Source organism: Thermosulfurimonas dismutans, assembly GCF_001652585.1.
Classification (GTDB): Bacteria; Desulfobacterota; Thermodesulfobacteria; order Thermodesulfobacteriales; family Thermodesulfobacteriaceae; genus Thermosulfurimonas; species Thermosulfurimonas dismutans.
In genome coordinates this window covers 179,806-200,000 of sequence record NZ_LWLG01000002.1, presented here as the reverse complement: position 1 = coordinate 200,000, position 20,195 = coordinate 179,806, and the positions used below count along the sequence as shown (strand labels likewise).

Sequence of the window (20,195 nt, the reverse complement as noted above, 5' to 3'; positions counted from 1 at the left end):
GAGCCGAAAGAGTAGCCGGCGGCAGGGAGAGGAAGTAGAAGTGAAGAAACTGCTGAAGGTTTGGGGGCGAAGCCCCCAATGAAATTGAAAGAAGAATTTGCGGCCTTAAAGACAGCGTTCGCTTTTTTTACCCGATTTCCGGTAAAGGAAGGAGTTTTTCGTCCAGAAGCCTCCCTCACTTATCTTCCCCTGGTGGGGGCCTTCCTTGGGGGTATTCTCTATATTTTGGAAAACTGGACTAGGCCTCATCTTTCGCCGGAAATGAGGGCCCTAGTTCTCCTCTTTGCTCAGTATTTTCTGGCCAATTATTTTCATTTCGATGGCCTGATGGATACCTTAGACGCGCTCTCTGCCGGAGCTGACCGTAAAAGACGTCTTGAAATCTTGAAAACCCCGGAAATTGGGGCCCTAGGTTTTCTTTTTGGATTCTTCTTCCTTTTGGGGGAATACCTTTTGTTGAAGAAGATCATTGCCTATGGTATGTCCGAGGTGCTCTTTTTTAAACCCCTTTTCGGGCGATTGGGGCTTCTGGCTGGAATGGTTTTCGGAAGACCGGCTAAATCCGAAGGCCTGGGTCAGATCTTCCTTTCACACCAGGCCAAAAACAGAGCTATGCCGGCTTTTGTAGTTCTCTTTTTCTTCCTTTTTTGGTTTTATGCCCTGAAGGTAGTATTGGTTTCGGCGGGACTTTTAATGATGGTCTCTTATTTCAGACACAAGTTCGGAGGGCTTACCGGTGATCTCCTGGGGGCTTTGTGTGAGGTTTCAGAACTTCTTTTCCTCATCCTTCTGGTATAATATTTGAGAATTGGTTTTGGAGAGAAATTTCATGCGTCGTATTCTGGTGGTACCCATAGGACGGGTTTTTGGGCCTTGGCTTGAGAGGTTTCTTCAAGAACTTTCCGATTTCTGGAAGGCCCAGGTAGAACTTACTAATCCCGTGCCTCCTCCTCCGGCGGCTTTCCATCCTCGACTTAAAAAATTTTTCGGGCCCTATCTAGCTGAGTTTTTGCGATCGCTGTCTAGAGAAGTGGATTTTGTGCTTGGAGTCTGCGGGGAGGAACTTTATTCTCCGAGAAGAATCCAAGTCTTTTCCGAGATCAATCTTTCTTCTCGTACGGCCTTGCTTTCAGCCCAAAGTATGCGGGAATTCCTTTTCGGTCCTGATCCCGAAACTTTGTTCACGGAAAGACTGAGAAAGGAAGCCATTCGGGCCTTGGGACATCTCTTGGGGCTTCCCCCCTGTAAAAATGTCCATTGTGTGATGTATCAGCCCTCGTCTCTTATGGAGATAGATGTGAAGAGTTCTCATTTGTGCCCGGAATGTCAAATGAGGTTGCGGCTCCTTCAACTTACCCGCGGTGAGGTAAGGGTTTCCCTTTGATTGGGGTCTTCGATTCCGGCATAGGTGGACTTACGGTTTTAAGGGAGCTAGTAAGGCGGCTTCCTGGCTATCGTATGGTCTACTTCGGAGATACGGCCCGTACTCCTTATGGCACTAAAAGTCCGGAAACCATCATTCGCTATGCCATTGAGGACACCGAATATCTCTTGAAACGAGGGGCTCGAGTTATCGTAGTGGCTTGCCATTCGGCTTCCTCTGTGGCTACCGAGGCCTTAAAGGAGCGGTTTCCTGATATCCCTATCTTCGAAGTGGTCACCCCTTCGGTAAGCAAGGCCCTTAGGGTTACCCGTAAAAAGGTCATCGGCGTGATCGGGACCCGGGCCACTATCGGAAGCGGAATATACCAAAGGCTCATTAAAGATAGGGATCCAGAAGTTAAGGTTTACGGAAATGCCTGTCCCCTTTTGGTTCCCCTGGTTGAAGAGGGTTGGTTAAAGAAGCCGGAAACTCGCATGATTGTAAAGAAATGTCTTTTGCCCTTGAAGATGCGGGGCATGGATACCCTGATCTTGGGATGCACCCATTATCCGGTCCTAAAGAAGGTTATCCAAGCTAAGGCCGGGAAGCGGGTAACCCTAGTGGATCCTGCCGAGGAGTTGGCCGAAGAAGTAAAGGTTTATCTTGATAACTATCCCGAACTTTCCCGAGAGCTTGAAAAAGACGGCGAACCTCTTATTTTGGTATCCGATCTAACTCCGGCTTTCAGCCGTATAGCCCGTATATTTCTTGGCCGGAAGGTGAATTTAGTCAAAGCCGAGGATGCCCCATCATGAAGCGAGTTATTCTGGGAACTGCTGGACACATTGATCACGGAAAAACTACGTTAGTCAAAGCCCTAACGGGCATAGATACCGATCGCCTAAAGGAGGAAAAGGAACGCGGTATCACCATTGAGCTCGGTTTTGCTCATCTTGATCTTCCTTCTGGCAACCGGGTTGGCATTGTAGATGTGCCTGGACACGAAAGGTTCGTGAGGAACATGGTAGCCGGAGCCGCAGGGGTAGATTTAGTAGCCCTGGTAATTGCCGCCGACGAGGGGGTTATGCCCCAGACCCGTGAACATCTCGAGATCTGCGAACTCTTGGGCGTGAAAACTGGTCTGGTGGTTCTAACCAAAAGGGATCTGGTGGACGAGGAGTGGTTGGAGCTGGTTAAAGAGGACGTGCGGGAAGCCTTACGTGGAACTTTTCTTGAAGATGCTCCCTTAGTAGCGGTCTCGGCGGTAAGTGGGGAGGGCCTTTCAGAGCTTCTTAAGACTTTGGACGAGCTGGTCTCTAAGATTCCGGACCGGTCGACCGAAGGTCCTTTTAGATTGCCTGTGGATAGGGTGTTCATTGTTAAAGGCTTTGGAACCGTAGTCACCGGAACCACCCTTTCTGGCAAGGTCAAGGTTGGGGATGAAGTCCTGGTTTATCCCCAGGGGCTTTCCACCCGAGTAAGGCGCATTCAGGTTCACGGGGAAGATCGGGAGGAAGCCCTGGCAGGTATGCGTACTGCCCTAAATCTTCAGGGACTTGAAAGGGAAGCCCTCTCCCGCGGAGATGTAGTGGCCGAACAGGGAGTTTTGAAACCTTCCCGGATTCTTGATCTAGAACTCATTTATCTCAAAAGTGCTCCCCGTGCGCTCAAGAATCTTGAAAAGGTACACTTCCATATCGGAACTTCGGAGGTCATTGGAGAGATCGTCCTCTTCGGAAAAGACCGGTTAGAAGTCGGCGAGAAAGATATTGCTCAGATAAGGCTTTCTGAGCCTGTGGTCTGCTTGAGGGGAGATCGCTTTGTGATCCGAGGAGGGAGTCCCTTGGTCACCCTTGGTGGCGGCCGGGTTCTAAATCCCGTAGCCCACCGGCGAAAACGCACCAAACCTTGGGAACGAGAGGAACTGCTTCGTCTTCTTGAAGAAGACCCTAAAGAAATCTTACGGTATCACTTAGAGAAGGCCGGAGAGGCCGGGCTCAAGGCCTCGGATTTGAAACTGCGAGTATCACTTTTCGGTAAAGCCTGGGAAGAACTCCTTAAAGAGATGTCCGATGAGGTGGTTCGGATACCGGAAGAAGATGAGGAGCTTATTCTCTCCAGAGCAGTCTTTGAGGATTTTAAGGCCGAGATTCAAGAAGCTCTGCGTAAGTTTCATGAGAAGTTTCCCCTGAAGCCCGGATTGGCCAAGGAAGAACTTAGGGCGAGGGTCTCGACCCGGGCTCACCAAAGGACTTTTGAGCGGGCCTTAGAAGCATTGATTTCCGAGGGGAAACTAGTTGCGGAAAGGGAATATTTAAGACTGGCTAGCCATCAACCGGTCCTTCCGGAAGAGGCGGAGGCCTTAAAAGGCGATATTGAGAGGATATTTCTCAAGGCTCGCTTCACCCCTCCTGATCCGGATGAAGCCCTTTCACGTTTCCGGGCCAAGCCGAAACTGGCCTTGGATATGTTCGAACTCCTGGTCCAGGAAGGAGTCTTGGTAAGGCTTGCCGAAAAGCTTTATTTCCACCGCCGCGTTCTCGAAGAAGCCAAAAAGCTGGTGATAGATTTTCTTGAGCGCCATCAAGAACTTTCCGTGGGAGATTTCCGGAAGCTCACTGGTGGAGCTTCCCGTAAATATCTTATACCTCTTCTAGAGTACCTTGATAGGGAAAAGGTTACTATCCGCATAGGAGACAAACGGGTGTTGAGAAAAGGCGTGCGTCGTTAAAGATGGTAGTTTTTTTGGGCTTCCTGGGCTTCGGTCGCGAACAGATCGAATTCTTCGAGTTCGATCAGGGTCTCAAGACGCCAGAGAACGAGTTCTATCTTCAGCCTCTTCTCAAAGGGTAGCTTTTTCTTGTGGCTTTCATAGGAAGACCGCATTTTTTTAAGGACTGCCAGGGCGGCTTTTTTCTTTTTTTCACGGATGGTTCGAGCCTTGCTTAAGGCTTCCTGAGAGAGTTTGCGGATTTTATCAAAATAGATCTCGGCCCAGTCGTAATGTCCAGTGTGGTAATATTCCTCGGCCCTTTTCCATTTTTTTTGGATCTGACTGTAAAGCTCAGGGGCGTAACGATCGGCTCGGGCTCGACTAAGCTCTTCCATCAGTTGTTTGGTTTCAAGGTATTCCTTTTCCGGTGGAGGGGGAGGTTCTACAAAACGCCCAATGAGAGGAAGTTTTGAAAGTCGGTATTTGACATAAGGGGGCATCTCCGGGGCTTTGAAATCTGGAAACTTGAAGGCTAAACTGGAAAGTCCTATCAAAATTAGAAGGAGATAGAATGTGCGACTTTCCTTTTTCATGTTTATTGTTATAGTTTAAAAATCCTAAAATGGGTAGGCGGAAGGCAACCATATGAGAATCGTGTTTAAAGCTTTGATTCTTCTGACGGTCTTAATGCTTGTAGCCGGGGGTTCTTTCCTCTTTCTGGTCAAGTTTGAAGCTCACTCTCCTGAGGTCCAAGTTTCCGGGCTCCCTGAAACGGCGGGCCGGAAGTTGTCTTTTACGGTTTATGCCAAAGACGTTCGTTCGGGTCTCAGGGAGATCGAGGTAGCTTTGATCCAGGGAGAAAGTCAGGTTCTCCTGAAAAAGGAAAGTTTTTCGGTGACTTTCCTCAAGGGTTCCAAAGTCAAAGAGAAGAGCTGGCCCTTTGAGGTTGAGCCCCTCAAACTCGGTCTCAGGGAAGGGGAGGCCTATCTCCTGGTGAAGGTTAGAGACGCCTCTTGGCGTGAAGGTTTAAAGGGTAACCTTACGGAAAAGAGGCTCAAGATAAAACTCGATCTCACCCCTCCCAGGATCACGTTGCTTAGTGGGACGATCTATATTGCCCGCGGAGGCTCGGCTCTTGTACTTTACAAATTAAATGAACAACCTAGCAAAAGCGGCATTTTTGTGAACGACCACTTTTTCATGGGATATCCCTTAAAGAATGGCGTTTATGCCGGTTTGGTGGCTTTGCCCGTTGAAGATAAAAATGTCCGCCGTTTTGTTATTTATGCGGAAGATAAGGCTGGCAACGCCTTGGAGATACCGGTCAATTATTATCTCCAAAAGAGACGTTACACTTCCTTCAAGATGCGGATAAGCGATGGTTTTCTCTCTCGTAAGATGCCGGAATTTATTTCCAGATATCCTGAAGCTCAGAAAGCTTCTCTTATAGAGACCTTTATCTGGGTAAACCAGACCCTCCGGTCGGAAAACAATCAAATGATCGCCAAGATTACTTCCCGGGCTTCTGAAAATACTTTCACCCTTAAAGGGGCCATGCTTCCTCTTCCCCATTCGGCCAAGAGGTCCGATTTTGGGGAGTTTCGTACCTACTACTATAAAGGCCGCAAAGTCTCTTCGGCCTGGCATCTGGGGTTAGATCTGGCCTCGGTGGCTAGAAGTCCGGTTCCGGCGGCTGCCGATGGGCGAGTTGTTTTCGCCGACTATCTTGGAATTTACGGGAACACCGTCATCATTGATCATGGTCTAGGGCTTTATACGCTTTATGCTCATTTAGCCGGGCTAGAGATTTCTCCGGGAGCGGATGTGAAACGCGGTCAGATTATTGGTCACACCGACACTACCGGCCTCGCCGGAGGGGATCATTTGCATTTTTCAGTCATCGTTCAGGGAGTTTTCGTGAATCCTATTGAGTGGCTCGATCCCCACTGGGTAAAGGTTAGGATTCTTGAGCCTTTAAAACCCTATCTTTGATTAACTTTCCACCCATTTTACCCGACAAGGAATGCCAAAGAATTCAAAGAAGGCCCTTTCAAAACGATGGGCTTCTTCATGGAGCTCGACTATGCTGGGCAAAAAGAGTTTTTCTTCCATTACGATCTCGAGCCTGAGTTCGGTGGCTGGGTCCTTACCGGTAAGTTTCAGGCGATACTGCGGTTTTAAGCCGAACACTTTGAGCATTAGGCCCTCAAGTACCCGAAGATGGATTTTTACTCCCCGATAGGATAGTCGATCCTGCCCCTGAGCTTCTATGGCGAGTAGTCGCGGAGTCGTTCTACGACAGCTACAGGGCTCCCAGGTTAGGCGCACTTTGTCTCCGGTCCGAAATCTCAGGAGGGGATTAGCTCTGACCTTAAGGGTAGTTAATAACAATTCACCTTCTTCTGCCGGTTCTCCGGTTTCGGGATCAAGGACTTCAGGATAAAGGTAATCCGTAGCCAGGTGAAGACCGTTTTGGGCCTCGCATTCGTAGGCCATGCCAGGTCCAAAGACTTCCGCAATGCCATAGCCCAGACGAGTTTCGGCCCCAAAGAACTCTTCAATTCGGGCCCTATCCGAGGTCTTGAGGCCTTCGCCTACCAAAATGATCAATCGCAAGCTTTCTGGGGGAAGGAGGCCCTTTTCTTCAGCCACTTTCATGAAATGCAATACCAAAGAAGGCGTGCTAACCCATACCGTGGCCCGAAAATCTTTAAGAATCCTCAGGCTTAACTCCGGACTTCTGGGCTCGGGAGGAATAACAGTGGCTCCAATAATTTCGGCGGCCTCTTTTATTTCTTCTATCCAGACCCCCATCCCGGGTTCTAGAGTAATGAAAAGGATATCCTCCGGGGTAAGTCCACAAGTCGATAGGAAACGGATGTTTAACTTTTTCAAGTTTTCTACATCCTGTAAGGTGAAGCCTTTGACGATAGGGTTGGGAAGCCAGGGCAAGGAATGGAGTCTCACGATATCTCGTAAAGGAACTGCAAAGAGGTCATAAGGATAATGGGCCGAGAGGTCTTCTCGGGTGGTTAAGGGAAAACGAGCCAGGTCTTTCGGGCTTTTGAGATCCTCGGGGAGAATCCCTAAGGCTTCAAACTTTTCCCGATAAAATGGGACTCGGTGATAAAGACGATTTAAAGTGCTCTGTAAGAGCTCCGTATGCCATTGTTGCCATTCTTCTTTGGAAAGATATTCCACCTTTTCCGTGGACATTCAGCCCTCCTTTAATCCGTAAACTCTCGATAATCCTTTCCGAGATAGGCCCTCTTAACCTCTTCGTCGTTTAGTAGTTCCTCGGCCGATCCTTGGAGGGTTATATGCCCAGTTTCAAGCACGTAAGCTCGATGAGCTATGGAGAGGGCCTTGCGGGCATTCTGCTCCACCAGCAAGACCGTAAGGCCTTCCTGGTTCAACCTCACGATGGTTTGCATAATGAGATCTACGATTTTGGGGGCTAACCCTAGAGAAGGCTCATCCAGGAGAAGGAGTCGCGGCCTAGCCATAAAAGCCCTTCCTAAGGCCAGCATCTGTTGTTCTCCCCCGGAGAGGGTCCCGGCCTTCTGTTTACGTCGTTCTTTTAGCCGAGGGAAAAGTTCGTAAACCCTTTCAAGATCGGCATAGATGGCCTTTTTGCTTTCTTTTCTGAAACGGTGATAGGCCCCAAGTTCGAGGTTTTCTTCCACAGTTAAAGGGTAAAAGATTTGCCGTCCTTCAGGCACCAGACTTAGACCCTTACAAATTATCTTTTGAGGAGAGACTCCGGTGATGTCTTCGCCCTCAAAAATGATTTTTCCCTCTTGAGGTTTGTTGATACCAATCAAGGTTAAAAGGAGACTGCTTTTTCCGGCTCCGTTGCTTCCTAGAAGACAGACAATTTCTCCTCTTTTTACATGGAAAGAGATACCCGAAAGGACTTTCAGTTTCCCGTAGCTCAGGTGTAAGTTCTGAACTTCAAGCATGTTCCTCTCCTAAATATACCTGAATAACTCGGGGATTTCTTTGAATCTCCCTCGGCGGCCCCTCGGCAATTTTTTCCCCTTGGTCGAGCACGATGACTTCCTCGGCTACTTCCATAAGGAGATTGAGATCATGTTCCACCCAAAAAAGGGTGATCCCTTCTTGTGGTAGAGAAGTTAGGGCCTCGGCCAGATCGATCTTTTCGCGGGGATCAAGCCCCGAGGCCGCCTCATCCAGGAGAAGAAGTTTAGGTTTTAAGGCCAGGGCCCGGGCCAGCTCCAGATGGCGGAGTTTGCCTAGAGGAAGGCCCTCCGCCGGTCGATGGGCTTCATCGGCCAAGAAAAATCTTTCCAGATAAACAAAGGCTTCTTCTTGCGCCTCTTTTTCCTTTTTGAAGAAGTTAGGGAGACGCAAAAGGGAACTGAGAAGCCCCGGACGTTTCCTTTGATATACAGAAAGAAGGACGTTTTCGAGCACCGTAAGGTGTGTGAAGATCTGAGGGGTTTGGAAGGTGCGAGCAATTCCGAGACGTGCGATTTCTTCCGCCGGAAGACCTTCTAGGTGATGCCCTTCGAATAAGATAGTACCGCTGTCGGGTTTGAGATGGCCGGTGATGAGGTTAAAGGTGGTGGATTTTCCTGAACCATTAGGCCCAATAAGGGCTGAAATGGTTCCTTGTCGAACTCGGAAAGAAAGTCCATTTACGGCCTTAAGAGCTCCGAACCTTTTGGTTAAGTTTTTTACCTCTAGTATAAAACTCATGTCCGTATAAAAAGCAGAAAAAGAGTCCTTTTACAAGGCCTAAGAACTACACTTTATTGCATGGAAATTATAATTTCCAATTTTTTATTAATTTTGATTTCCTTTCAGTTAAAAACTTTTTAAAAGAAAGAAAAAAATAATTTTTGGGATAAAAATAAAGATTTAAAACCTAAAAATTTGAGTGGAAAGTTTCTATAAATGTTATTTGAATTTGCTTTTGGCACTAATCTGTGTTTAAATGGGAACCCGCTATGTTTGGGCCTGAAGATCTGAGAATGTTGGCGGAAGCCTTCCTCTATCCAGAAGAAGAGGGCTTTTTGAGCCTAATCTCCTATCTTCAGGCCCTTTCCCGAAAAGCTGGTTTAGATCTTAACGGAGATTTTCGGGTGGAAGATTTAGAGGAACTCAAAGTCGAATATACCCGACTTTTCATTACTTCTCCTTACCGTACTCCAGCTCCTCCATATGCCTCGGTTTATCTTTCTTCTGACAGGCGTCTCAAGGGTGAAGGTTATGATCAGGCCCTAGCCTTTTATCGCGAGGCCGGCTATGAGCCGGTGGAGGATGGTGACTTTGCTGATCATGTGGCCTATGAACTGGCTTTTATGGCCTTGCTTCTGGAAGAAAATCGTAAAGACTTGCTTCGGGGTTTCCTTGAAGACCACTTTTTGAAATGGTATCCCCGGTTTTTGTTGGCCTTGAAACAAGCTGAGCCCAAGCCCTTTTACAGGGCTTTAGGGGAACTGGTTTCGGTAATTACAAATAGACTGCGGGAGGAGGTTGTCCATGAAGAGAAGAGATTTTCTTAAGCTTTCGGCAGGGGCCTCTTTGGCTCTGGCCACTATGGATCTCAGATCCGGAAGCTTTTTTAAGAAGGCTTATGCCCATTGCGATACGGGTGGGGAGCTTCCGGGAAGTCTAGGGGCCAAGGAGGTAACTTCGGTCTGCGAGATGTGCTTCTGGCGCTGTCCTATTGTGGCCAAGGTCAAGAACGGCAAGGTGGTCAAGATTGAGGGTAACCCTAAGAGTCCCACCAATGGTCGGGGCGACAAGGCCCGGGTTTGTGCCCGTGGTAACTCGGGTGTGAAGTTGCTCTATGATCCTGACCGTGTGCTCCATCCTTTGAAGAGAAAGGGAGCTAGAGGGGAAGGTAAGTTTGTGAAGATCTCTTGGGACGAAGCCTTGGACGAGGTGGCCTATAACCTCAAGAAAGTCAAAGATAAATACGGACCGCATGCTATTGCTTATTTTGATCATGGGGCTTCGGCGGAACCTCTGCGGGAGATCTTCAAGGCCATTGGTACGGAAAATTACTCCAATGAGCCCGCGTTTTTCCAGTGTGTGGGGCCGGTGGCCATAGCCTACATTTCCACCATGGGATATCTCACCTCTGGGACTATGCAGTACACCGACATGGCCAATGCTAAGGCCATGTTGCTGGTGGCCTCCCACATTGGTGAGAACGTTCATGTATCTCATGTAATGGATTTCGTTGGTGGACTTTCTAAGGGAGCCAAACTGGTGGTGGTTGATCCTCGGTTTTCAGTGGCTGCCGGTAAGGCCGATATCTGGCTCCCTATCCGTCCAGGAACGGATACCGCGTTGCTTTTAGCCTGGATCAATTATGTGATTAAGCACGAGCTCTACGATAAGGAGTTTGTGAACAAATATTGTGAAGGCTTTTCCGAGCTTAAGGAAGCCGTTAAGGACTATACCCTGGATTGGGCGGCCAAGATATGTGACCTCAAGAAGGAAGACATTGAGGCGGCCATCAAGATGCTTGCGGAGGCTAAGCCCCATGTCTGCATCCATCCGGGGCGGCACTCCACCTGGTATGGTAAGGGAGACGTATATAGGCATCAGGCCTTGGCCATCTTGGCGGCCCTTTTTGGTGGTATCGGAACTCCAGGAGGGCTCTACTTCCCCACGCCTATCTCTTTGGGACACGTACATTCTGTGAAGGAGATGGAGCCGAAGGAGTCTGACGAGCCCCTCAAGGAAAAATATCCCTTTGCGGGGCCTTTGCCTGGGAATCCCACCCATGAGATCATCCGGGCCACTATTACGGGGGAACCCTATCCCATTAAGGCCTGGGGTATCTGCGGGGTAAACATTCTTCAGACTATCCCCAATCCCTATCAGACGATGGAAGCCCTTAAAAAGCTGGACTTCGTGTTCTCCTTAGAGATGTTGCCTACGGAAACGGCCCTTTGGTCTGATATCGTTCTGCCGGATGCGGTTTATCTCGAACGTTACGATGATGTTTATACTTATGACGGTCTTCCAGAGTGTTTTGTGACTGTGCGTCAGCCGGCCGTGGAACCTCTGGGAGAGGCTAAACCGCCTTTCTGGGTAGCCAAGGAACTGGCCAAGCGTATGGGTTTTGATATCTTCCACGCGGAGTCGGAAGAAGAGATCATCAACGAAAAGCTCAAAGGCCTCAACCTTACTTTGGAAAAGCTCAGGGAGGAAGGGGGGCTGGTGGTCCTCCCGGCCAAGGGAGCCTATGATCGTGAGAATTTCAAGAATATCTTTGGTGAAAAGGGCTTCAAAGTTCATTTGACCATCGAAGACTTTGCAGATGAAGACTTTTCGCCGGTGCCTAAGTTCGAACCCACGCCGGCGCCTCCCAAGGGTTATGCCCGTCTCATTTACGGTCGTGTGCCAGTGCATACCTTTAGCCGGACTATGAACAACGAGTGGCTTCACCACGAATGGCCTGAAAACCACGCCTGGATAAACGATGAAGTGGCGGCCAAAATCGGCATCAAAGATGGTGACGAAATCATCCTTGAAAACCAGGACGGTAAGCGTTCCTTCCCGGTCAAGGCCAAGGTCACTCCGGGTATCCGGCCGGACTGCATCTATCTCCCTCACGGTTTTGGAAGCCTTTCTCCCAAGCTTTCCCGGGCTTACAAGAAGGGGGCTAGTGATCAATTTCTGATTACCTACTACGTACAGGATCCCTTTATGGGAGCCTCGAGCCACCGGACGAATTTTGTCCGGATCGTGAAAGACGGTAAGGTTTTGAATATTCCGGAGCTTCGCCCGGTACCTAATGAAATTCCTCGGTTTGAAATCAAGAAGGGTTAAAGGAGGTAGAAAATGAAGCACCAATGGGCTATGGTCATAGATCTAGATCGGTGTGTGGGGTGTCATGCCTGTGCCGTGGCCTGCCGGGCCGAATGGCAGGTTCCGGTAAATCCGAACTATGACGGTTATTCCTTTATTAAGGATTACAACGACTGGCTTCAGACGGTCTCGGCAGAAGGGGGCGATTATCGCCGTAATTGGGTTTTAAGACTGGGACCTGAACGGACCAGCAAGGGCTTGGCCTTCACCTTCTTTCCGGGTTTGTGTAACCACTGTGACCGGCCGGTATGTGTGGAGGTGTGTCCGGCGGATCCCGAGGAGCGGGAGTTCAAGTGCTATAAGACCGGAAAGACCGTTAAGATGGAGATCAAGGCCACCTATAAAGAACCTTTTACCGGGGCGGTTCTCATTGATAAGGAGCGCTGCCTCGGGTGCGGAAACTGTGTAGAGGCCTGTCCTTATAAGGCTCGGTATCTCAACGATACCTTGGATGAACCCAAGGCCGACAAGTGCACTTTCTGCTACGAGCGGATCATACACGGTGAGATACCGGCCTGTGTAAAAACCTGTATCGCTGATGCCCGTATCTTTGGAGATCTTGGAGATCCCAACTCCGAAGTCTCTAAGCTCGTGAAAAGCGGAAAAGCCCGACGTTTGGAATCTGATGTGGTCAAAATTGGCCCCAACGTCTACTTCATGGGTAAAGAAAAGAATCTGGAACTGCTTATCAAGCGTTTTGCTCCTCGTAAGCGCACTTGGGAAGAGGTGGAAGCCAAGGCTCCTAGCCGGCGCGATGTCCTGAAACTGGCCCTGAAGAAGATTCCGGTTCTAGGCTAATTCGCAATTACTATTGTATTTCAGGAAGGGGGGGCGGATGCCTCCCCTTTTTTATTTTTGGGTCTTTATGTAGGTCTCTTCCTAACATCTCAATATATTGTGTATAGTCTATGCTTGACACACTTTATGGTGTAGGTATAATCATCTAAGCAATCCGCAAGAATATCATTACAAGAGGGGGATTTATGGAGCCTTTGGTTAGAAAGCGAGATGGTAAGTTTCAGCCTTTTAATCGGCGCCGTATTATCCGGGCGGTACTTAAGGCCATGCGGGCCGTGGGGCAGGGGGATAAGGGCTCAGCGGAAAAAGTAGCGGATGCCGTGGCCGTAAAACTCTATCGCCAGTTTTTCAAGCATGGCGGTGTTCCGCATGTGGAGCAGATCCAGGATCTGGTGGAAAAGACTTTGATGGAGCTTGGTTTTGCGGATGTGGCCAAGGCCTACATCCTCTATCGTGAGAAACGCCGTCAGGCCCGGGAACTGGGTAAAGCTCTGGTGGACGGGGTCAACCTCATTGAGGAGTACCTTACCCGGGAGGACTGGCGGGTTCAGGAAAATTCCAACATGAATTACAGTCTCCAGGGGCTTAACTTCCATATTTCCTCCTCGGTGGTAGCTCGGTATTGGCTGAACAAACTCTATCCGACCAGGGTTGGCGAGGCCCATTTTGAGGGCGACTTTCATGTTCATGACCTAGGGATTCTTGGTCCGTACTGTGTGGGCTGGGATCTCTACGAACTTTTGAAACGCGGATTCGGCGGTGTCCCAGGGAAGGTTGAATCCGCACCTCCCAAACACTTCCGGAGTGCTTTGGGACAGGTGGTTAATTTTTTCTATACCCTACAGGGTGAAGCCGCAGGGGCTCAGGCTTTCTCTAATTTTGACACCCTGCTGGCCCCTTTTGTCCGCTATGATGGTCTCTCTTACGAAGAGGTTAAGCAGTGTCTCCAAGAATTTATCTTCAACGTCAACGTGCCCACGAGGGTAGGGTTCCAGACGCCTTTTACCAATTTGACTTTTGACCTTGAGTGCCCCGAGACTTTGAAGGACATTCCGGCGGTAGTGGGCGGCCGGGATATACCGGAGACCTACGCCGAGTTCAAGGAAGAGATGAACATGATCAACCGGGCCTTCTGCGAGCTCATGCTTGAAGGCGATGCCAAGGGTCGCATCTTTACTTTTCCCATTCCTACTTACAATATCACTCCTGACTTTGACTACGATAACCCCGAAATCGAACCTCTTTGGGAGATGACCCGCAAATACGGTATTCCTTACTTCGCCAACTTTGTGAATTCTGATATGCGTCCCGAGGATGCCCGTAGTATGTGTTGTCGCCTGAGGCTCGACAACCGTGAGCTTGAGAGACGGGGAGGTGGGCTTTTTGGAGCTTCGCCTCTTACGGGTTCCATTGGGGTGGTAACCATCAATATGCCTCGTATTGCCTATCTCTCGACCTGCGAGGAGGAATTCTTTGAGCGCCTTTCGGACCTCATGGAACTCGCTAAGACCTCTCTTGAGATCAAGCGCAAGGTTATTGAGGACTTTACCGAACGAGGGCTCTACCCTTACTCTCGAGTCTATCTCCAGGCGGTAAAAGAGTGTAGTGGCCGTTACTGGGGGAATCACTTTTCTACGATTGGTGTGATCGGTATGAATGAAGCCTGTCTCAACTTCTTGGGACTTCCTATCTACCATCCCGAGGCTAAGGAATGGGTAATCAAAGTGCTAAAGTTTATGCGGGATAAACTCTCCGAGTTCCAGGAGGAGACGGGCAATCTCTACAACCTCGAGGCCACTCCAGCCGAGGGAGCTAGCTATCGGCTGGCCCGCTTGGACAAAAAGAAGTTCCCGCGCATAAAGACCGCAGGCACTGAAAAAGTGCCTTATTATACCAATTCCGTACATCTTCCAGTGGGCTACACCGACGATATCTTTGAGATCCTCGTTCACCAAGATGACCTTCAGGCCCTCTTTACCGGAGGCACGGTGGTTCATCTTTTTGTAGGCGAGGAAATTCCGGATACCGGGATGGTGAAGGAATTGGTAAAGGCGGTGGTTAACAATTTCCGGCTTCCGTACTTCTCTATTACGCCCACTTTTTCAGTTTGTCCGGTCCACGGTTATCTTCCCGGGAAACACGAATTTTGTCCTTATCCCCACACAGAGGAGGATCTCGCTCGCTATGGTCGAGAGGTAGAGGTTTTTATCGAGGCCTTGAAGGTGCTCCCTGAGGAGGCCTATCGCATGGTTGAACCTCAAGAGGGGCCTGAAGGTCCTCTCTTTCAAGAAAACGTGAGAAAGGAGGTGAGCCATGATTAGAGAGAAAGTAAAGGTTAAAGTAGTACCCTGTGAGATCTACAGCCGGGTGGTGGGCTATTTCCGGCCGGTTCAGAACTGGAATTCCGGAAAACAGCAGGAATTTTCCGAAAGGAAGACCGTGAGAATCGATTCCTTTAAGGAATTCGCTCGTCGTACTTGTGGTTGCTAAATGATCAAGGGGTTTAGAGGAACCAGTGTAGTAGATTACCCGGGGAAGATCGCCTCGGTGGTCTTCCTCGGGGGCTGTAATTGGCGGTGTCCTTATTGTTATAATGTAGATCTGGTTCTTCCGGAGAGATTAAAAAATCTTCCCGATCTTCCAGAAGAAGGAATTCTCTTTGATCTTTTGCGACGCAAGGGGTTCATTAAAGGGGTAGTCATTACCGGAGGAGAACCCACTATCTGGGGAAGGCGTCTTAAGGCCTTTTTGGAAAGAATCAAGTATGAGACCGAGCTGGCTGTCAAACTGGATACTAATGGTTCTAACCCAGAGTTGGTGGCCTCTCTTCTGGCAGAAGGCCTTGTCGATTATTTGGCTATGGATTTCAAGACCGCCCCTTCCCGTTATTCAGAACTTTCGGCCGATTTTGATCCCGTGGAGAAAACTCTTGAACTTCTCAGAGATCTCAATGGATGTGCCGAAGTAAGAATTACTCTAGCTCCTGGGTTGGTTGCTAAGCAGGATTTAGAGGAGATGTTACCCTATTTGAAAAAGGTTAAGCGCGTGGCTTTACAAAAGTTTGTGCCCGAGGCCGAAACCCTTGCCCCTGACTTTCCCCGTCCTTCCCTCCCTCCTGATATCGTCTCTTCTCTGGCAGATTACTTGAGAAAACACCTTTCCGCAGAAATTCTTATCCGCTGTTAATTTTTTTAACATGAATTTAACAAATTTAAATTTTTATTGTCTTGTTTCTCTATTTTAGGCCTGCTATACGAGATTTAGCTATTTTGCGGGAAGGGAGTGCACGGTGTCTGAGAAGCCGAATCGCACCCATGCAAAAAGGATAGTTGTAGGGCTGGTGGTTTTGGTGGTTTTGGCGGCTACGGTACGAACTTTTCTGGTTCCCAAAGATTTGGGGAATCATGGCAGCCTCTTCTATAAGTTCTATCGGAAGGGGGCTATCGACGACGAGTTGGCTCGAATGCCGCGTCATCTCACGAATGCCTCCTGCGAGAGTTGTCATACCTGGGAATATGAACTCCAGGTCAATAGTAAACATCGAAGTCTTTCTTGCGAATTCTGTCATGGTCCTTGGGCTGATCATGTAAATAGCGAGGGGAAAGTGATTGGGTATCTTCCGAATCCCAAGGGAGGTGAAGCTATTCGGGCTTTGTGTTTGCGGTGTCACAATCGGGCTATTCATGCTCGTCCTAAAAATCCCGAGGTTATCAAGACCGTGTTTTATCCGGATCATTTGAAAAAGCAGAACGTGAAGGAGACGCATTCTTGTGATCAGTGTCACCTTGTGCACGCACCGCTTAAGTACATCAAGCAGGCCGATGAGTTCTTTGCAGGCTTAGAGAAGGAGAAGGAGGGGGCTCGTGAATAAAGGGCGCCGTAAGTTTTTGGGATATCTTCTCAAGGGTGCTGCGGGATCCCTTTACTGGGTCCTTCCTATGCCGGTGAAGGTACCTCTTCAGCTTCCGGGTATTTTGAGAGATGAAAAGTATGATCCCGAAGCCCATGAATACGTCTTTTTGGTCGATATCAATCGTTGTATCGGCTGTGGAAGCTGTTGTGTGGCGGATAAGAGAGAATATCAAGTTCCGGACGGCCAATACCGTACCTGGGTGGAGCGATACCTTATTGCGGAAGGTGGGGAAGTCTATGTGGATTCTCCAAAGGGAGCTCTTAAAGGTTATCCTGAGCCCCGGGAGATAGATAAGCCCATTCGAGATGCCTTTTTTGTTCCTAAGCTCTGCAATATGTGCGAAGAGCCTTCTTGCGTTCAGGTTTGTCCGGTGGGGGCTACTTTTAAGACTGACGATGGTTTTGTATTGATTGATTATAAACGATGTATTGGCTGTTCTTACTGTGTTCAAGCTTGTCCTTACGGGGTTCGCTTTATTCATAAGGAGAGGCGAACGGCAGATAAGTGTACTTGGTGTTATCACCGCGTGAGGCGAGGTTTGCTACCAGCTTGTGTGAATGCTTGTCCTACAGGGGCTCGCAAGTTTGGAGATCTTAGAGATGAAAATTCGGAGGTGGCCCAAATATTGAAAAGTAGTGAGCCTTTAGGAGTTCTTAAGCCCGATATGGGCACTAAACCAAGGCTTAAGTATCTCCATTTGAGGCAGGAGGTTATTTGATGAGTGGATTGGTTGAAGGTTTTGTTTTTCCTAATGAGCATCATATTCATTGGTCTTTGATGATCGTTACTTATCCCTATATTACCGGGATTATTGCCGGTGCTTTTATTGTTTCCTCTCTTTATCATGTCTTTCATGTGAAGGCCTTGAAGCCGGTTTCGCGGTTTGCTCTCGTCTTTGCTTTGGCTTTTGGTTTTTGTTGTACTTGGCCACTTTTAAATCATCTTGGGCGTCCCGAGCGCTGTTTTAATATTATGTTGACTCCTCACCCTACCTCGGCTATGGCGGGATTTGGTTTTATTTATAGTGCTTATATGGTGGTTCTGTTGTTGGAGATTTTGTTCCTCTATCGTGGCGTTTTTGCCAAGTTATTGCCTCAAACTACGGGTTTTAAAGCCACGCTTTATCGATTGCTTACTTTTGGTAATCAAGACCTATCTCCAGCTACTTTACAGTTTGATCATAAAGTAACTAGTTGGTTGGCTCTTATTGGTATTCCTATGGCCTGTATTCTTCATGGTTATGTAGGTTTTATTTTTGGGAGTGTTAAAGCTGTAGAATGGTGGTCAACGCCTCTGATGCCAATTATTTTCCTTCTTTCTGCTTGTGTCTCGGGTATTTCGGGTATCATTTTGGGATACTTGTTTGTTCACTGGGTTAAAGGTCGCGCTGTAGACGAAGAGTGTCTTTCTTCTTTGGTAAAATACTTGTGGGGATTTCTTATTATCGACGTAGTTTTTGAGCTTCTTGAAGTCGGAGTTCATGCCTATTTAAGGAAAGAAAGTTGGCATCATTTGCATGAACTGCTATTTGGTCCTCTTTATGTTAGTTTTTGGGTAATGCAAGTTTTTATTTTCTCGTTCATTCCTCTGGTAGTTCTTGGAGTATTATCTTTAGCAAATGTGAGAGGTAAGGCCTTGCAATATCTGTCTGCGATTTCTTCAATTATGCTCCTTATTCAGGTTTACTGCATGCGTTGGAATGTGGTAGTGGGTGGTCAAATGATGTCTAAGAGTGGTAGAGGCTTTGTGTTTTATCATCCCGAGTTCTTCGAGAAAGAAGGTATTTTGCCTACCATTATTATTCTTATTGCCCCTATAATTATATTGTTTGTTCTTTCCAAAATTTTTCCATTATGGCTTGGAACGGAAGAGGTTAAAACCTATAAAAAATAGTTGAGGAGGTGCTGTATGAGATGGAGGTTTTTGAGATTGTTAGGTGTAATGGTAGCAAGTGTTTTTTGGTTGGGAGGAGTTGGTTGGGCTACTACGGAGTTTTCTAAGGATGTCACTAATCCTAAAGTTAAAGAATTGAACAAGAAGTGTATGATGTGTCACCTTAAGGAGAACAAGTCTTTGGTGTTTCAGTGGCAGGAATCTCCCCATGCGGCAGCCAAAGAAGGCCCGGTGGGTTGTTACACCTGTCACGCGGCTGATGCCGGGGATCCCTTGGGTTATAACCACGAAGGGGCCTTTATTAAGACCCTAATTAGTCCCAAGGATTGCTCTTATTGTCATTCCCGAGAATTTAAAGAGTTTGAGAATTCCCATCATGCTACGGCCGGACAGATCATGGCATCCTTGGATAATATCCTTGGAGAGGTGATCTGTAGTGCTCCGGCGGAGTCGGTGAAGAAGTGGGGACTTCCGGCTTACGCGGCCAAGGCTGATGCTCAGAATGCTTGCTGGCAGTGTCACGGATCGGTGGTCAAGGTTCTGAAAGACGAGAAAGGAAACATTATTCGCAATAAAACTGGAGCGCCTCAGTTTGATCCTTCCACCTGGCCTAACAGTGGTATGGGGCGGATCAATCCTGACGGCACTAAGGGTTCATGTAATGCCTGTCACTCCAAGCACGCTTTTCGGGCGAGTGTGGCTCGTCAGCCCTTTGCTTGTGGTAAGTGTCACCTGGGTCCGGATCATCCCCAGAAGGAGGTTTATGAAGAATCCAAGCACGGAATTGCTTATCTTTCTGCGGTCAGAGAGCGGGGGCTTATGGGGATGAACATCCTTAAGACCGGTAGCTGGGTCTTGGGTAAGGATTATCACTTCGCTCCTACCTGCTCTACCTGTCATATGGGGGCTTATGTGAAATCCAACGGTTCTATCGCGCCAAACACCCACAATGTGGGAGACCGTATCTCTTGGAATCTACGTCCGCCGATCTCGGTGAAGCTGAACCGGGTGATCACTACGGACGGCAAGGTTTACGACATTCCCGGAGACATTCCGCCTCTTCCCGGGCAATTTGTGCAGGTCTACGACTACGTGCGCAAGGGTGACAAGCTAGTGAAGGTGAAGACTAAGAAACAGGTGAAGGAGGTGATCAGCTGGAAGGAGCGCCGGGCCGAGATGAAAGAGGTCTGTAAGAGCTGTCACAGCATGCAGCAAGTGGATAACTTCTATGAGCAGTTTGATGCCCTGGTGGTCACTTATAACGAGAAGTTTGCTAAGCCCGCCAAGCGCATCTTCTCCGAGCTGGTCAAGGACGGTCTGGTGCCCAAGTCCCCCTTCATGTCCAAGGTGGGTTGGATCTGGTTTGAGATCTGGCATCATGAAGGTCGTCGTGCCCGTCACGGAGCCGCTATGCTCGGTCCGGACTACACCCACTGGCATGGGCTCTATGAAGTTGCCAATCACTTCTACTACGAGTACATCCCCGAGGTCCTCGAGGTGGCTAAGGAGCACGGCAAACTTGAGAAGTACCAGAAGCTCATCAATGAGATCCTGAACACTCCTGAGCATAGCTGGCGAATAAAGGGTTTTGGAGCGCTCATGAAGCAGGTAGAGGAGGAATACAAAGAACGCTATGGAAAGGGTCAGTAAAGGTGAAGCGG

The 20,195-nt window shown here is 48.6% G+C and carries 18 protein-coding genes and 1 pseudogene; 15 read left to right on the top strand and 4 right to left on the bottom strand.

All coding sequences use genetic code 11. From position 1 onward, the window contains the following. The first annotated feature begins 78 nt into the window (after nt 1–78). Genes TDIS_RS03110 through selB form a run of 4 tightly spaced genes read left to right on the top strand, consistent with a single transcriptional unit; the run spans nt 79 to nt 4,094 of the window. Nucleotides 79–798, top strand: a complete 720-nt coding sequence (locus TDIS_RS03110) for an adenosylcobinamide-GDP ribazoletransferase (protein ID WP_068669196.1) — start codon at nt 79–81, stop codon at nt 796–798. A gap of 31 nt (nt 799–829) precedes the next feature. Beyond that, complete coding sequence (locus tag TDIS_RS03105; protein ID WP_068669194.1) at nt 830–1,384, top strand: hypothetical protein; 555 nt, start codon at nt 830–832, stop codon at nt 1,382–1,384. Then, complete coding sequence (murI, locus tag TDIS_RS03100; protein WP_068669192.1) at nt 1,381–2,178, top strand: glutamate racemase; 798 nt, start codon at nt 1,381–1,383, stop codon at nt 2,176–2,178. Before TDIS_RS03105 ends, murI begins: the two co-directional genes overlap by 4 nt. Beyond that, on the top strand, nt 2,175–4,094 hold the full coding sequence (gene selB, locus TDIS_RS03095) for a selenocysteine-specific translation elongation factor (RefSeq protein WP_068669190.1): 1,920 nt from the start codon (nt 2,175–2,177) through the stop codon (nt 4,092–4,094). Before murI ends, selB begins: the two co-directional genes overlap by 4 nt. Here selB and TDIS_RS03090 read toward each other — a convergent pair. Continuing rightward, complete coding sequence (locus TDIS_RS03090; protein ID WP_068669188.1) at nt 4,091–4,669, bottom strand: DUF4398 domain-containing protein; 579 nt, start codon at nt 4,667–4,669, stop codon at nt 4,091–4,093. The genes selB and TDIS_RS03090 overlap by 4 nt on opposite strands. Before the next feature lie 52 nt (nt 4,670–4,721). Here TDIS_RS03090 and TDIS_RS03085 point away from each other — a divergent pair, with 52 nt between their 5' ends. Further along, nucleotides 4,722–6,068, top strand: a complete 1,347-nt coding sequence (locus tag TDIS_RS03085; RefSeq protein WP_068669186.1) for a M23 family metallopeptidase — start codon at nt 4,722–4,724, stop codon at nt 6,066–6,068. Here the strand turns inward: TDIS_RS03085 and TDIS_RS03080 are convergent, their stop codons facing one another. The 3 genes from TDIS_RS03080 to TDIS_RS03070 are packed head-to-tail and all read right to left on the bottom strand — an operon-like array spanning nt 6,069 to nt 8,798. Beyond that, nucleotides 6,069–7,292, bottom strand: a complete 1,224-nt coding sequence (locus TDIS_RS03080; protein WP_068669184.1) for a phenylacetate--CoA ligase family protein — start codon at nt 7,290–7,292, stop codon at nt 6,069–6,071. An 11-nt stretch (nt 7,293–7,303) separates the two neighbouring features. Continuing rightward, on the bottom strand, nt 7,304–8,038 hold the full coding sequence (locus tag TDIS_RS03075) for an ABC transporter ATP-binding protein (RefSeq protein ID WP_068669182.1): 735 nt from the start codon (nt 8,036–8,038) through the stop codon (nt 7,304–7,306). After that, the gene (locus TDIS_RS03070; protein ID WP_068669181.1) at nt 8,031–8,798 is read right to left on the bottom strand and encodes an ABC transporter ATP-binding protein; all 768 of its coding nucleotides are present in this window, start codon (nt 8,796–8,798) and stop codon (nt 8,031–8,033) included. The genes TDIS_RS03075 and TDIS_RS03070 overlap by 8 nt, the downstream gene beginning before the upstream one ends. A 251-nt stretch (nt 8,799–9,049) precedes the next feature. Here TDIS_RS03070 and TDIS_RS03065 point away from each other — a divergent pair, with 251 nt between their 5' ends. The 10 genes and pseudogenes from TDIS_RS03065 to TDIS_RS03025 all read left to right on the top strand — a co-directional run bounded on the left by TDIS_RS03065 (nt 9,050) and on the right by TDIS_RS03025 (nt 20,184). Further along, the gene (locus TDIS_RS03065; RefSeq protein ID WP_084270927.1) at nt 9,050–9,607 is read left to right on the top strand and encodes a TorD/DmsD family molecular chaperone; all 558 of its coding nucleotides are present in this window, start codon (nt 9,050–9,052) and stop codon (nt 9,605–9,607) included. Next, a complete protein-coding gene (locus TDIS_RS03060; RefSeq protein WP_068669177.1) occupies nt 9,585–11,891 on the top strand; it encodes a molybdopterin-containing oxidoreductase family protein in 2,307 nt (768 codons plus the stop codon). Before TDIS_RS03065 ends, TDIS_RS03060 begins: the two co-directional genes overlap by 23 nt. A 12-nt stretch (nt 11,892–11,903) precedes the next feature. After that, nucleotides 11,904–12,728 (top strand): 4Fe-4S dicluster domain-containing protein, encoded by an 825-nt coding sequence (locus tag TDIS_RS03055; protein ID WP_068669175.1) that lies wholly within the window; start codon nt 11,904–11,906, stop codon nt 12,726–12,728. Nucleotides 12,729–12,913: 185 nt separating this feature from the next. Next, a complete protein-coding gene (locus TDIS_RS03050; protein ID WP_084270926.1) occupies nt 12,914–15,049 on the top strand; it encodes a ribonucleoside triphosphate reductase in 2,136 nt (711 codons plus the stop codon). Nucleotides 15,050–15,077: 28 nt separating this feature from the next. Further along, nucleotides 15,078–15,218 (top strand): annotated as a pseudogene (nrdD, locus tag TDIS_RS10990) (anaerobic ribonucleoside-triphosphate reductase); the annotation flags it as partial. Continuing rightward, complete coding sequence (locus TDIS_RS03045) at nt 15,219–15,914, top strand: anaerobic ribonucleoside-triphosphate reductase activating protein (protein WP_068669173.1); 696 nt, start codon at nt 15,219–15,221, stop codon at nt 15,912–15,914. Between the two features lie 103 nt (nt 15,915–16,017). Next, nucleotides 16,018–16,599 (top strand): hypothetical protein, encoded by a 582-nt coding sequence (locus TDIS_RS03040; protein ID WP_068669171.1) that lies wholly within the window; start codon nt 16,018–16,020, stop codon nt 16,597–16,599. After that, on the top strand, nt 16,592–17,359 hold the full coding sequence (locus TDIS_RS03035; RefSeq protein ID WP_068669169.1) for a 4Fe-4S dicluster domain-containing protein: 768 nt from the start codon (nt 16,592–16,594) through the stop codon (nt 17,357–17,359). Before TDIS_RS03040 ends, TDIS_RS03035 begins: the two co-directional genes overlap by 8 nt. Then, a complete protein-coding gene (gene nrfD, locus TDIS_RS03030; protein WP_068669167.1) occupies nt 17,359–18,534 on the top strand; it encodes an NrfD/PsrC family molybdoenzyme membrane anchor subunit in 1,176 nt (391 codons plus the stop codon). Before TDIS_RS03035 ends, nrfD begins: the two co-directional genes overlap by 1 nt. Nucleotides 18,535–18,549: 15 nt before the next feature. Continuing rightward, entirely contained in the window at nt 18,550–20,184 is a 1,635-nt protein-coding gene (locus TDIS_RS03025; RefSeq protein ID WP_068669165.1) for a multiheme c-type cytochrome, read from the top strand. The last annotated feature ends 11 nt before the right edge of the window (nt 20,185–20,195 follow it).

Excerpts from the sequence above, each read along its gene's own strand:
- TDIS_RS03090 (WP_068669188.1), bottom strand. The coding sequence starts at position 4,669 with ATGAAAAAGGAAAGTCGCACATTCTATCTCCTTCTAATTTTGATAGGA.
- TDIS_RS03110 (WP_068669196.1), top strand. The coding sequence starts at position 79 with ATGAAATTGAAAGAAGAATTTGCGGCCTTAAAGACAGCGTTCGCTTTT.
- nrfD (WP_068669167.1), top strand. The coding sequence starts at position 17,359 with ATGAGTGGATTGGTTGAAGGTTTTGTTTTTCCTAATGAGCATCATATT.
- TDIS_RS03105 (WP_068669194.1), top strand. The coding sequence starts at position 830 with ATGCGTCGTATTCTGGTGGTACCCATAGGACGGGTTTTTGGGCCTTGG.
- TDIS_RS03085 (WP_068669186.1), top strand. The coding sequence starts at position 4,722 with ATGAGAATCGTGTTTAAAGCTTTGATTCTTCTGACGGTCTTAATGCTT.
- TDIS_RS03050 (WP_084270926.1), top strand. The coding sequence starts at position 12,914 with ATGGAGCCTTTGGTTAGAAAGCGAGATGGTAAGTTTCAGCCTTTTAAT.
- TDIS_RS03045 (WP_068669173.1), top strand. The coding sequence starts at position 15,219 with ATGATCAAGGGGTTTAGAGGAACCAGTGTAGTAGATTACCCGGGGAAG.
- TDIS_RS03080 (WP_068669184.1), bottom strand. The coding sequence starts at position 7,292 with ATGTCCACGGAAAAGGTGGAATATCTTTCCAAAGAAGAATGGCAACAA.
- TDIS_RS03065 (WP_084270927.1), top strand. The coding sequence starts at position 9,050 with ATGTTTGGGCCTGAAGATCTGAGAATGTTGGCGGAAGCCTTCCTCTAT.
- TDIS_RS03070 (WP_068669181.1), bottom strand. The coding sequence starts at position 8,798 with ATGAGTTTTATACTAGAGGTAAAAAACTTAACCAAAAGGTTCGGAGCT.
- TDIS_RS03060 (WP_068669177.1), top strand. The coding sequence starts at position 9,585 with ATGAAGAGAAGAGATTTTCTTAAGCTTTCGGCAGGGGCCTCTTTGGCT.
- selB (WP_068669190.1), top strand. The coding sequence starts at position 2,175 with ATGAAGCGAGTTATTCTGGGAACTGCTGGACACATTGATCACGGAAAA.
- TDIS_RS03055 (WP_068669175.1), top strand. The coding sequence starts at position 11,904 with ATGAAGCACCAATGGGCTATGGTCATAGATCTAGATCGGTGTGTGGGG.
- TDIS_RS03025 (WP_068669165.1), top strand. The coding sequence starts at position 18,550 with ATGAGATGGAGGTTTTTGAGATTGTTAGGTGTAATGGTAGCAAGTGTT.
- TDIS_RS03075 (WP_068669182.1), bottom strand. The coding sequence starts at position 8,038 with ATGCTTGAAGTTCAGAACTTACACCTGAGCTACGGGAAACTGAAAGTC.